Here is a 12,421-nt window from a genome sequence, read left to right as displayed (position 1 = left end):
TCTCCTAAACTAACAATATACTCTTGCTGCCATTCCAGCCATAGCAGCACCAGCTAAAGGAGAGCCATAAATAGTTCCCGCAGTTCCTAGTGCAGCAACTGACAAAATACATGCCCACTCATTCTTTCCACCTTCAACAGTGGCAAGTAACTCAGTATCCAAAGGTTCAAATTGTGAAATTGTTTGTGTATTCATGATGAATACCTCCTCATATCTTTTATTTGTCTGTTGCAACTTGACATCTTTAGTATATCACGACCATAAAAGATTATAATTAAAAATATCAAAAGGTATGAATTACATCATGAAATGTCTTTTTTATAGATTTACAAACCGCTTAAGATAATTAATGCACCTCTTAAGGATAAGCCCCTGTCCATACTAGTATCAATATAGCATGTCTTATACTAAATTGCGTTTAAAACATATAACCAGGTGTATGATAAAATTAAAAATAAGACAACCATTCACTCCCACAAAGAAAATAGTGAAAGTAACCCGGCTATTCCTCTGAAAGTCTGTCACAAATAGTTCTATTTTCGTAAAATGGTAAAGAAAGAAACAAATAGATCCAACAGCTATTAAAATCAGTACGATTTTTATCATTTTTTCCATCTTCTCCCTCTACTAGTTGTAATTGGTATTAGTACACTTGTCGCTATCAGATAATTCCAGTCTTTCGACCAACTCCAGTTGCTCTATCCTTATACCCTTATCAGAGAAAATTTTATAAAACGATTCACTTCCTTCCATCTTTTCTAAATCTCTCTAAATTCTTCTCCAATTGTTCCTTATGAAGTTGGTTCTTAGCTTCCTTTAATGTGTCGTCCAAAGTTTCTTCTCTATAAGTTGCTTCTGTTTTTAGTTGTTCTGATTCTTGATCTGGAGTGAAAATGATATCTAGCAGTCGATCTATTTTTTCAAGATCTTGGACAGACATATCAGATAGTCTATGAATTAGCTTCTTAAATACATCACTATTGTCTTGGTTTTTCTTAAAAAATTTTGTAAACATCTATAACCTCTCAAAAAAAGCAGCCTTTTAAGACTGCTTAGTGTAATTCGGAAATCGCATCATAAATGGACTGCAATTTCTTATTGTCTTGATTCTTTGTGTCGATCAACGTATGTAGCTTTTCAATTTTCTTTTGACTACTTTGAATATCGCTATTGTTATCCGCAATCAGCCTTTTAAGATGTTGCTGATAACTTGTAGTGATATCTGTTTCTTTTCCTGTTCTAACCTCTGTAACTTTGGGTTTAGAACTAGAATTTGATTCCGTCACAGGTGCTTGTTTTCGCTTTTGAAAAGCTGCTTCATAATTTACATCATTACCTCCTTTATGATTTCCAAATAAGGCCGCAATTTTATCTGGATCTTCTTGATTTTCTGATTTACTTTCTAATGGTTGATTAAAATTCCAATCTTTTGTCATTCACTCATTTCATCCTTTCTAAATTCAGAATCATCGAATTGTCTTTCTTTACCAAAGGCATGGTCAAGAGCTTCTTCAAAACTAATGTGACTAATGCTTTGACGCCTTTTGAACGTCGCAAACATCGCTGTCTCCAGTTGCTCTTTGTAAGCAGCGAGTTTTTCTGTCTCTCTTGCTACCTTACTTTCTTGCCTAGTGACCTTTTCTTCTAAGCGTTCAATAATGGTCATATACGATCCTCCTTCATTCTAATATTAGCTAAAACATCTTGATTTTGTTATCACAATTCTAAACATTGAGAGGTTTGTCTTACTGGTTGATTCCTCAATGTCTCTTTTGCATTCTCGATCATCAATTGTAAATCTGATTTCTTTTCTCTAAGGACATCATTCCAGTCTACTTTTTCTTTCCCAGATTCATTATCAGGGAAATCCAGTAAAACAGGAAATCCTGATTTAGATAACTTATCCGAAAAATCTTTACCTGCACCATCACAATCTACCGCAAGTGTCAATAAACTTGGATGATTATCAAAATAGCTGGTGGTATCACGAATTGTATTGATTAAAGGCAATAACTTTGAAGGTATTACTGTATCCAAAAATTCCAACTTCTGATTTTCTTCAGCTATCAGTCGTAAAGTTTGATAAGCAACAACAGACCTTTTTAATCCTTCCATAGATACCAAACGAACATCAGATAGATTTTGTTGATGAAGTTCGTAATAGCTCATCAAGTCGATAAACGATTCACAAAAGACCAGTCTATTTGGTTTACCAATGTCAAAGGATATTCCAACATGTCCATGGCTTCCTTTTAGAATCGTTTTTAACCTCTTTCTAGGAAGAGAGTGATTCTTATATATTCCTTGTAAGCTTGCTGCCTGCAGTTTGTGACGATGATCAAAGCTTTTAAAAACAATAACAGGTTCAACAGTTTCATTTGTTTTCCAACTAGCTTGTGCTATCAAACCTTGTTGAATCATCTTTTCTATGATTTCTTCTGAGATTCCTCTACATTTTGTTAAGTAATATCTGGCCAGACTGCAGTTAGAATCTTCTATTCTCTTTAAAGGGTAATAAAATTGTCTCTCTCTTTTTTCTTGAACAGCTTCTTTTTGAAAAGGTTCTTCAGAAAGAAAGGCTAGAGCTTCTTTAAAGGAAATTCCCTTAACAAGTCGAACAAAATCAATGACATCACCTTGAATATCTCTTGAAAACCATTTAAAAGTATTGGTAGTTGAAAAAATCCGGAATGAATCGTGTTCAGGATGTTCATAGACACTGCTCGAAACTTGTTTAAAGGAGATCCCCAAACGATTGGCTACATCAAGAATTGAAATTTGCTTACATTCTTCTATTTCCATGCAATATCATCATTTTGTTGTAGTATTTGGCAGTGATGGAACAGATGAGGATTCTTCCAAAGTTTTGGGAGTAGCCTTATCCAAATCATCTAACCCAGATTTCCAAACCTGTACTTGATTGACCAATAACTTACCTGGTAGTTTCGAATAAGACAACTTAACCGTTCTGGTTTCTGTCTGATTGGTCTTTGATTGGTTGGCATTCTTTAAATCAGATACATAGGTTACATTATAAGAGACCATGGCAATGGCTTGATTCGTAGTCTGATTGACAAAGATATCTGCTTTTTCAAAATGATAATCCAAAATATAATCCTTATACACTTGGTTCATGGCATCATTTTGACTTGACAATTCTTGAGAATAAGCCGATTCAGTCATATAAGGTTGAATACGTGTATTATTTTCTCCGAGCTTTTCTTTCGTATAGTACTGAGTCAAAAATTCTTTTACAGTATCCGATGACAAAATGCTGGCTTTATCTTCTGCTTGTTTGTCCTCTACAAGTTTAGCTGCAGCCAATTCAATCTCTTTACGACTTTGTTTAGCAGTCGAGTGTTGACCAGCAGTATATCCCATCATGAGAATAAAGCTAGTTGCGGCTACTGCTCCAACACTAATTAAGGCTTTAGTTTTGAGTTTATTTAACATCTTAGACCTTCTTTCTATAAAAACTAGGTCAAGAATAACAAAAAGGACTTGTAAATTTTATCACACCATAATAAAAGATGATTCCTACATTTCAGGCGCAAAATCGTACAGTTTAGAGAAAAATATCAAAACTATCTGTCTTCAGCTTATAATGTAATTATGAAAAATTTAAAAGAAGAAAATTTGAGAAGAGCTCTTTCTCATATTGAACGACATAAACAAGCCATTAATACAAGTAATAATAGTGAGGATAATGATTTTCATAAATTATTACTCCAATTTAGCTATGATGTATATGAAAGAATCAAGGCAAATAAAAAACCTTATCCGAATTTAGATTCAGATAAAGTCTTTTGACTATCTAAAAAGTTCACATTTTTTTCTTATTTATGGAGTTAATGAAGCGCCAACTGAATCCTAGAACCAACATCAGATTGATGAAAAGGTACACAGCCGTAAAACTAGTTAAACCATGTTGTCTGATATCATCAAAATATAAACTAGGCTCAGTAAAGAACAGGTAAATTCCATAGACTTCTACGAAAATAAGAAAACTAACAAAACCAATCAAGAAAAGTCCACTGGCAATAAGAAAGAGTCTCCATAAAAGAATGAGAATTCCTCCTACTGCTAAAAAAATTACTGGGATAAGGAGTAAATCATTCATGACTTTCTCCTTTCTAGTCAATCAATTGACGATAATGGGTGGCAAGATAGGAATCAAACTCTTCTAGTTTTTGAACCAATTCCAGATAGTCCTCTTTTTCATGTTCTTCAAAGTCCACACCTCGATGATTCTGAAGAGCGATTTCCAATTGACTAGTGAGTTCTCGTTTTGAAAAGCTGTAATCGCCTGTCACTTCCTCATAATGTTCCTTTAGTTCCTTGTAGGCATGGTATTCTTCAGGTGTTTGAAATCCCTGTACCAAAGCCTCTTCTAATTGATAATAGGTATCTTCCATCATAATCGTTACCTCGTTTCTTTCTATCTTTATTTTACCGCGCTTTTCTTTTCTTGTCCGCTATTTATATCTGTTTTTTAATCTAATTCAAAAGAAAGTTGTTCTTGCCTTTCTTTTCCTTTTTCGTGGAATTGTCTTAAGGCCTGATCAATAATATCTAAATCCGTTTCTGTTTCAATCAATGGCGCGAGTACATCGTATTCGGCCTTTTTAGTTTGATACTCCTCTTCCTTTGGAAAATTTTTCTCAATTTCTACTTTAGCAGTAGTCCATTTATCCTTTAATTCATCCAATAAGTTCTGAGTTTTCACTTGGTCATCTTTAATGTGATCAATCGTATGCTGAAGTCTTTGAATTGTCCCCAAAGGAGAATACAAATCTAAACTGACAGAATACTGATTTTCTCCTACAATCTTAACAGAGAAGGTTTCAGGAAGAGGTTGATTTGTTGGAAGACTAAGCATTTTAATGTCAAATCCTCGATAGTTTGCTAGGGTACGAAATTCTTTGCTGTCAGCTTGATTATGACGGATAATACGGTGTAGGGATTCACCTGCTTCAGCTCGTTGATCAAAAGCTTGCTTACCTACCGTCATAGAAAATGCCTGGTCTTTCGACATTTCAGACTGTTGAATGTCGCCTTCATACTTGCTTAATCGTTTCTCAAGAATGGGCATATTTTCTTCACAGTAAGAGATTGTATGACGATAGTGATCCTTGCTGCGTTGAAAGGCGCGTCTTTGATTTTCTAATAGGGTCAGATCATTCTCTAGTTCCATCTTATATTTGAGATAAGGATTACCTGTTGCTAATGCCTTAAAATCAGAAGCTGTCATGGTCTGCTCATCAATATCTTCTGCAGCACGAATGGGCTCCTTAGAAGTCATAATCTGCTTAATATAACGGAGTTTGTTCTCCTGAGTTGCCCATAGATAATTATCAAACGAACCTTTGGTAATATAGTGGTAAATATCCACTTCCTTGTTTTCATTTCCCTGTCGGATAATACGTCCATTGCGTTGCTGAATGTCACTTGGTCTCCACGGAACATCCAAGTGATGAACTGCTTTCATCTTGCTCTGAACATTTAAACCTGTTCCTCCTTTTTCAGTTGAGGCAAGGAGAATCCGCACCTCTCCTGCATTGACCTTTCGAGACAAACTATTCTTCTTTTCATCACTATTGGCATCATGTACAAAGGCAATTTCCTTACTAGGGATTCCTCTATCAACTAATAAAGCCTTAATCTCAGAATAAACATCAAAGCCATTATCCTTTTTCTTAGGTGTGCCAATATCTGAAAAAATCATCTGAGTAGCCTTATGTTCCATTCCTTCACGATAAATTCTCTCAACATTATCCACTACCTGAAGCAGTTTATGATTGTCTGCTAGACTATAGCTAGAGTCCAATAAACGCATATCAATAGCTAGTTTCCGTGCCTCACCCGTAATCTTTAACATATTATCCTGGCTCGGATCAACTGTTCCACATTTGACCATATCTGACCTCATAACCAATTCTTCTAAATAGAGTTTCTGGTTTTCAGTTAACTCACTCTCAATAGGGATAATATGAGCTTCTGGAACAGGTAAATCCAACATATCTTGTGTTTGAATGTCGGCTGTTTCTTTATAGATTTTCATCAACTCAGGTAGATTGACGAACTTTTTAAATCGTTTCTTAGGCTGATACTTATCCCCTGTAGGAGCTAATTCCATAGAGTTTTGAATTTCTCCAAAAGCACCTACCCAAGAGTCAAAATAATCAACTTGATAGCGTTTTAAGATGTCTGGTTGAATGTAGTTCATCATAGTATACAACTCACTAATAGAATTGGAAACAGGTGTTCCTGTCGCAAAGACAATGTTTTTAAAATCATGTTCTTCCTGAATCTGTCGAACCTTCATTTCCATATCTACATTCTTCTTAGAAGTTGTATTGGTAATACCTGCTACATTCCCAAGTCCAGTAATTGGACGAATATTTTTAAAGTGATGTGCTTCATCCACAAAGAGAAAATCAATTCCTAAGTTCTCAAAATCAATAAAACTATCACGATTAAAGCGTTGGAGTTCTTCCAATTGTTTCTCTAGACCACTTATTGATTGTTCCGCTTCTTTAACGGTATACTTATTTTCAGAATGTGTTTTAATCTCTCGTAGTTCATTGAGTTTATCCTCGATATAATTCATCTGTCTTTCCTTACTGACAGGTATTTTTTCAAATTGAGAATCCCCAATGACAATGGCATCGTAATCTCCTGTAATAATACGTGACACAAATTGTTTTCTTCTCGCCTTCACAAAATCTTTCTTAGTGGTCACAAAGACCTTTTTAGTAGGGAAAAATTTCATGATTTCTTGGCCAAATTGAGCAGACAAACTAGAAGGTACTACATACAAGGGCTTATGAACCATCCCCAACTCCTTTAATTTAAACCCAGCACCAAGCATGGTCAAGGTCTTTCCTGAACCTACCTCATGAGCTAATAAGGCTCTTTTTTCTTCTACGATTCTTTGAATGGCATTCTCTTGGTGAGGACGAAGACTGATGTTTTGTGCCAAGCCATCAATGACTAGATGGCTACCGTCATACTCTCGACTAACCGTTCGATTATAAAGACGATTATAGCTTTCCTCAATGACTTGCTGGACTTCTGGATACCGTGAGACAAATTCTTGAAAGAGCTCTTGTAAATGCTGCTCTTTTGCTCTTAGAACAGAGGTTTTTTCCAAATCTGTGATGGTCTTTTTCTTTTCTCCTTCCGTAACAGTCATGGTAATCGTCGGTTGGTTCGAATTAAGTAAATTCTCAAAAATCTTTCTTCCTGTATCATAACGTGACCCACTAACTCCAAGACTACTGTCTTTGGCACTTGGATAGCGATAAGCAAATGATGTCTTTAAATGAACCTGGCCATCGACAGGATTCACTTCAATGACTTGTTCAACATCAGGCGAAGACAATTCAAATTCACGATTGGTAAAACATTCAAAGGCAAATTTACCATAGACGGATTGAGGAATCCAACGTGACCCTATTTTAAACTCAATATCTGCCAGATGAATCCTTGGAGGGCGAACAGATTCTAACAAATCGAAAGCATGGTTCCAGTCACATTCTTGATTGTTTTCCTCCACTAATAGTTGAACTACTTCTATCTTGTTGAGAATATCTCCTGACAAAAACTGGTTCTTAGAAAGATATTTTCTTTCCCCTCTTAAATAGCTTTCTGGATCCATTAAAATCTGGTCACCTAACTCATCTAAAATAGCAGCTTGGCTATGTTCGGGATAAATGGATACCATATAGTCTAAATCAACCCCTCTACCATCCGATAAACTGGAGTTTAAGGCATCTAAAGCCGTTGAAACTCTTGCAATCACTCTCTCTGGTCTAACCAATGCTTTCTCAAAAGCTAAAGATTTTTTATATTTTACTTTCTGATCTTTAGAATCAATGTATTCATCTTCTAAACTAGCTAGTAAGGAATACTTATCGTCACTATCAAATAAGTTCCGGTTAACGGAGGCATTCAAGTATCCAAATTGACTTACAAAACGGTCATAGTCACGATTGAGTTTACTAAGTAATACCTGAAAATCTGTCCGACTATAATCTTGATGGCGTTGAATTTCAATTAAGGATTGATAGGTCTCTCTCAAATCAACCATGCCCTTAATGCGACTAGTATCCTTATCCGATAAGGGACTTTCATAAAAGACAGTTTTTTTGAACAAGCCCTTATATTTCCCTCTTTTACTCGCTTCTTCTGACTTGTATACATCTAGTGCTTCCTCATCTGTCAAATGAAGTTGCATGAACCGATCTATTTTATGTTCAGACAAAGAACTGTCCCAAGCTTTAAACTCTCCCTTCTCGTCTACATAATAACTAATTTCGTCTACTTTTGAACTTTTCCGAATGCCATGCGTATCTCGGTAATAAATTTGATTTCCCTCATATCCAAAAGAATAGAGCGCTAAGTCCTCACGTATACGACTTGGGATAGAATTATCCACTTCTTCTTGGATAAAAACAGGTGCTTTCAAAGAATTGTCAATTGGTTTAGGTGCTTCCACATTCTCGAATGCTTTCATTATGTCAGTAGCTAATGTTTCTGATACCCCCTTAACATTGAGAGTTCCTCCATTAAAATTACGTACCTCATATTCACCCAAAACTTGTGTATTGTATTTCCCATCAAAATAAGGATTGATCCAGACACGCTTATCCTCCTCAAAGGGAATAGAGCCACTAAAGACAAGCTCCTCCTCATGAAGATTCTTTGCTTGATCCTTTTGAAAGAAGAGGAGGTCTGTGGTCACTCGAGTACCTGCAATCGTTTTAAAAGCCGTATCCGGCAACCGAACTCCTCCTAAAAAATGAGTGCTGGATTTAATCTCTTGTAAGACATTATCTGTCCGCTTATCCATTGTCCCGATAGATGAGATAATCGACACTTGTCCTCCATCTCTTACTAAATCAAGTGAGTGTTTGACAAAGTAATCATGAATCATATAAGGTTTATCATAGTTTTTATCTGCAATCCGAAAATTTCCAAATGGAACATTCGTTAAGACTAAATCAAAACTATTATTTTGATAGGGAACTTCTTCAAATCCTCGCACTTCAATATGGGTATTGGGGTGGAGTTTTTTTGCAATTGCGCCTGTCACACTGTCTAATTCAACCCCATAGAGTTCTGATTTCTCTCGTATACTTCTAGGCATAGCCGCAAAGAAGTTCCCAGTCCCCATAGAAGGATCTAATATCCTCCCTCCCTCAAAACCATCATCCAGTAACTTTTGCCAAATCTGGCGAATAATCATTGGGTCTGTATAATAGGCTGTGAGAGAACTTTGTTTCATAGTGGAGTATTCTGATTTACTTACTAAACTCTTAAGAGTTAAACGTTCTGTTTCATACTTTGGATTGAGTTCATCGAAAAATTCATTGGCAAGACCACCCCAGCCGACATACTTGGCTAGTAGTTCTTGTTCTTCTGGATTCGCTTGTCGTCCCTCTTTTTCTAATCTTTTAACAAGTTCAATTGCGGCGATATTCGTTTCAATCTTTTCTCGATTTGTCTTAGGATAAAAGTCCTCTAAATCATCTGGAAAAACAAAATCTTGAACAGGGACATCCGTCTCTTTTATACCCGAAATTAAAGGTTTTGTTTCCTTGTCCTTATCCTTTTCATTTTCATTTTCTTCTTCCAGGTAGGAAAACAAATCTATTTCCTGACTTTTACTTGATGAATCAATCTCAATCTCTGAATCTTCTTTTTCAAGTTCTACGAGAGACAATACTTGTTCAATCTCTTCCAAAGTGTTCAAGTATAAGATAGGATTCTCTTCAAATAACTGGTTGGAATCATTGAATAACTCTAGGCGAACTAAGTCATTTAACTGTGCATTTTCAATCGAAACCAACTGAAATACTTGTCCTTTATAACTTACTTGTGAACCGATTGGATATTCCCTCAAAGCTTCTTCTACAATTTTATCGACATTAGAAAAAGAGTTCGTTTCTTCCGTTTCCTGTTCAATATCACTTGAAGGAGATAAAACTTCCTCTACTTGATTAGACTTTTCGCTTCTAGCTTTTACATCATCAAAATGAGTAATAATCTTCAGCTTTTGTGTCAGTGGGAGTTGTTGGTAGTTTTCTTCATGATGGACAAGATCCGTAACAGTATCTAAAGTAGCCATCAATTCTGAACCCAAATAGGCTAGAACATCTCCTTCTTTTTCTTCAAAATGAATCTCAAGAACCTCTTTTTTTAGTTCTTTGGAATCAACCATTAGAAGAAATTCCTCTATATCTTTACTAACACGGTCAGATAGATTATTCGCAACCCGATAGACATTGACTAAATTGACATCCTGATTCTGATGAAATACAAGCTCACTTAATGGTTCTAACTTCTCTTTTTCAGATTGGATGTAAAATCGAGTGGAAAGGTTATAGGTTGCGACTTCTAGCACCAAGTTTTTCTCCCAACTACTTAATTGAGATAATTTACTTAGACCTGCTTGTCCAAAATTTCTTGTATAACTTTCTAAATCTTGGTCATTATTTTCAGAACTAGCCTCTAGGAAAGAAACAATATCTTGATCAAAAGAATAGACGTGAGGAATCTCTTCTATCTTGCCCTCTTCAGCCAAAAAACTCTCTACCAAATCCTGCCATTTCTCATCAAAATGTTGCGCTTGATAACGAAGAAATAGGTCCATTTTCTCCCTATCTTTTGGAATTGTTCCACGAAACATAGCCAATAATTGCATTACTTCCATACTCGCTCCTTTCATCTATATGAAAATAGGAGAATCACATGATTCCCCTACAACTCTATCACCATTTCAACCTCTTGAGGACTGGTTTCTAAATCACTAGACAAAAGAGAAACAGAATCTGTTCTCATGTAGTAAGTATATAAGTCTTCTAGGTCTTGTTGGTTTTCAATCCCTGTTTCAATACTAATCAGAGCCTGTATAAATTCCTTGTAGTGACTCTCCATCATATCTGAAATCTTTTGTTTCATTTCCATAAATACTGAAGATGGTTCAGTTATACTTGTTTGGTCTATGTCTTGTAAATCCTTTTCTAAGGGATTGGTTCCTTCTTCTACTTCCACTAAATCTGAACGACCATCACCATCAGAATCTGCACTAAGAGGATTGGTTCCTAGCGCTAATTCTTGAGCATCAGTTAGTCCATCTTGATCCGAATCACGTTGATAAATGGCTTCCATATACTTCCTTCTTTCCTAGTTAATCTTTTTTCACTCCAATCCTACCAAATATTCCTTGAAAGAAGTATCACAACAAAAAAAGAGAACGAGCCAAAACCTCGTTCTCCTTAAAATGATAAAACGTTACTATCAAAGTAAAAAAGATGACTTACAGAACCTGTAAGCCACCTAGTCAGTCGGTTTATTCTGGTGTCTGCCACCGCTTGGCCCTTACGTCCAAGATTGCTATCGGATTTCGTTCTGGTGTCCGCCACCGCTTGGCCCTTATGTCCAAGATTACTATCAGATTGACCATGAGCCGACCACTCCCACTCATCTACACCATTATTCTAACGAATATGAGCTACAAACGCAAGAGAAAAACTTATTTTGGATTTATACACTATAAAAAACATACACTATCTTCAGATTGAACTTTTGTTCAAAATAAGCTATAATGAATTTAAGTAGAAACAGGAGGTAGAACAAATGGCTACAATCAGTTTAACACGTGATATAAAACTAACAAACGAAGATGCTCTAAAAATTCTTAATCATAAACCATCTAAAAAGCTACAAGCCGTCTTGAAATCTATTGAATCACAGGACGCTACCGCTCCAACAAAAAATAAACTCATTTCAAAGTATCTGTAAGATGACAATTCAAGTAACACCACTTAAGCAATATCTTGAAAATATTCAAGTGCTGGCTCCTGATAAAACTGAGAAACAAGTTCAGGAGCTATTTAAAACTATCATTTTAGAAAATGTTGATTTCAACGGTAATGAAGAGATGTTGACTTATCTATCTGATAAAGCCCCCAATTTTGAAAAACAACATCGTTCTCGTAATTTTATCGTTGAAGAAACTGAAACAAATAACATCATAGGATTCTTTAGTTTATCTCTCAAAGTTGTTGATATTTCTGATTTAGAGAAATCCTTAAAAAAGAAACTCGTCCTAAAAGGGAAAAGTCCCAAAAATATTGATTATCTCCCTGTGTTACTTATCGGTCAATTCGGCAAAAACACAAAGCTAAATAAACTATCAGGACAAGAGTTATTTGAAATTGTAATTCAAAAAATTGAAGAATTTCGAGCAATTGTAGGAACTCAGATGGTATTTTTAGATAGTATCAATCATCCTAAAGTCATTCAATTTTATGAACAGTTCGGATTTGTTGCTTACAGTCAATTGATTAAAGACGATCATCAAGTAAGTTATCAGCCTATGGCATTAAATATGTCACTCTATAAAAAATAAGAA

Annotated in this window: 14 protein-coding genes; 4 read left to right on the top strand and 10 right to left on the bottom strand. The window is 35.6% G+C overall.

What is annotated here, in order from left to right:
* Positions 1 to 9: 9 nt before the first annotated feature.
* The 6 genes from M1G12_RS00975 to M1G12_RS00950 all read right to left on the bottom strand — a co-directional run bounded on the left by M1G12_RS00975 (position 10) and on the right by M1G12_RS00950 (position 3,453).
* Positions 10 to 195, bottom strand: coding sequence for a bacteriocin class II family protein (locus tag M1G12_RS00975; RefSeq protein WP_219137295.1), 186 nt, complete (start codon positions 193 to 195; stop codon positions 10 to 12).
* A 544-nt stretch (positions 196 to 739) separates the two neighbouring features.
* A complete protein-coding gene (locus M1G12_RS00970; protein WP_247933194.1) occupies positions 740 to 1,015 on the bottom strand; it encodes a hypothetical protein in 276 nt (91 codons plus the stop codon).
* A gap of 37 nt (positions 1,016 to 1,052) precedes the next feature.
* Positions 1,053 to 1,436: a DUF5945 family protein gene (locus tag M1G12_RS00965; protein WP_247941975.1), complete on the bottom strand. Its 384-nt coding sequence runs from the start codon at positions 1,434 to 1,436 to the stop codon at positions 1,053 to 1,055.
* Complete coding sequence (locus tag M1G12_RS00960) at positions 1,433 to 1,666, bottom strand: DUF5965 family protein (protein ID WP_247941974.1); 234 nt, start codon at positions 1,664 to 1,666, stop codon at positions 1,433 to 1,435. Before M1G12_RS00960 ends, M1G12_RS00965 begins: the two co-directional genes overlap by 4 nt.
* A 50-nt stretch (positions 1,667 to 1,716) precedes the next feature.
* Complete coding sequence (locus tag M1G12_RS00955; RefSeq protein ID WP_247949240.1) at positions 1,717 to 2,802, bottom strand: toprim domain-containing protein; 1,086 nt, start codon at positions 2,800 to 2,802, stop codon at positions 1,717 to 1,719.
* 9 nt (positions 2,803 to 2,811) lie between these two features.
* On the bottom strand, positions 2,812 to 3,453 hold the full coding sequence (locus tag M1G12_RS00950) for a peptidylprolyl isomerase (protein ID WP_247949239.1): 642 nt from the start codon (positions 3,451 to 3,453) through the stop codon (positions 2,812 to 2,814).
* 159 nt (positions 3,454 to 3,612) lie between these two features.
* Here M1G12_RS00950 and M1G12_RS00945 point away from each other — a divergent pair, with 159 nt between their 5' ends.
* Entirely contained in the window at positions 3,613 to 3,810 is a 198-nt protein-coding gene (locus M1G12_RS00945; protein WP_153209491.1) for a hypothetical protein, read from the top strand.
* Between the two features lie 13 nt (positions 3,811 to 3,823).
* On the opposite strand, the gene M1G12_RS00940 is transcribed toward M1G12_RS00945, so the two are convergent.
* From M1G12_RS00940 to M1G12_RS00925, 4 genes are all read right to left on the bottom strand, one after another.
* Positions 3,824 to 4,120, bottom strand: a complete 297-nt coding sequence (locus M1G12_RS00940; protein ID WP_247949238.1) for a DUF5966 family protein — start codon at positions 4,118 to 4,120, stop codon at positions 3,824 to 3,826.
* A 13-nt stretch (positions 4,121 to 4,133) separates the two neighbouring features.
* Positions 4,134 to 4,418 carry a DUF5962 family protein gene (locus M1G12_RS00935; RefSeq protein WP_247949237.1) on the bottom strand — a complete coding sequence of 95 codons (285 nt, stop codon included), beginning with the start codon at positions 4,416 to 4,418 and terminating at the stop codon, positions 4,134 to 4,136.
* A 74-nt stretch (positions 4,419 to 4,492) separates the two neighbouring features.
* Positions 4,493 to 10,717 carry a DEAD/DEAH box helicase family protein gene (locus M1G12_RS00930; protein WP_247949236.1) on the bottom strand — a complete coding sequence of 2,075 codons (6,225 nt, stop codon included), beginning with the start codon at positions 10,715 to 10,717 and terminating at the stop codon, positions 4,493 to 4,495.
* Positions 10,718 to 10,764: 47 nt separating this feature from the next.
* On the bottom strand, positions 10,765 to 11,175 hold the full coding sequence (locus tag M1G12_RS00925; RefSeq protein ID WP_247949235.1) for a thrombospondin type 3 repeat-containing protein: 411 nt from the start codon (positions 11,173 to 11,175) through the stop codon (positions 10,765 to 10,767).
* 143 nt (positions 11,176 to 11,318) lie between these two features.
* On the opposite strand from M1G12_RS00925, the gene M1G12_RS00920 reads away from it, so the two are divergent.
* The 3 genes from M1G12_RS00920 to M1G12_RS00910 are packed head-to-tail and all read left to right on the top strand — an operon-like array spanning position 11,319 to position 12,418.
* Positions 11,319 to 11,588 (top strand): hypothetical protein, encoded by a 270-nt coding sequence (locus tag M1G12_RS00920; protein WP_247949234.1) that lies wholly within the window; start codon positions 11,319 to 11,321, stop codon positions 11,586 to 11,588.
* A 55-nt stretch (positions 11,589 to 11,643) separates the two neighbouring features.
* Positions 11,644 to 11,808: a hypothetical protein gene (locus M1G12_RS00915; protein ID WP_000201399.1), complete on the top strand. Its 165-nt coding sequence runs from the start codon at positions 11,644 to 11,646 to the stop codon at positions 11,806 to 11,808.
* A 1-nt stretch (position 11,809) separates the two neighbouring features.
* Positions 11,810 to 12,418 carry a hypothetical protein gene (locus M1G12_RS00910; RefSeq protein ID WP_033680332.1) on the top strand — a complete coding sequence of 203 codons (609 nt, stop codon included), beginning with the start codon at positions 11,810 to 11,812 and terminating at the stop codon, positions 12,416 to 12,418.
* The last annotated feature ends 3 nt before the right edge of the window (positions 12,419 to 12,421 follow it).

The organism is Streptococcus mitis (genome assembly GCF_023110375.1).
GTDB classification, from domain to species: Bacteria; Bacillota; Bacilli; order Lactobacillales; family Streptococcaceae; genus Streptococcus; species Streptococcus mitis_CI.
Note: the sequence above shows the minus strand (reverse complement) of the source record. Positions and strands in the feature narration are given on the sequence as shown.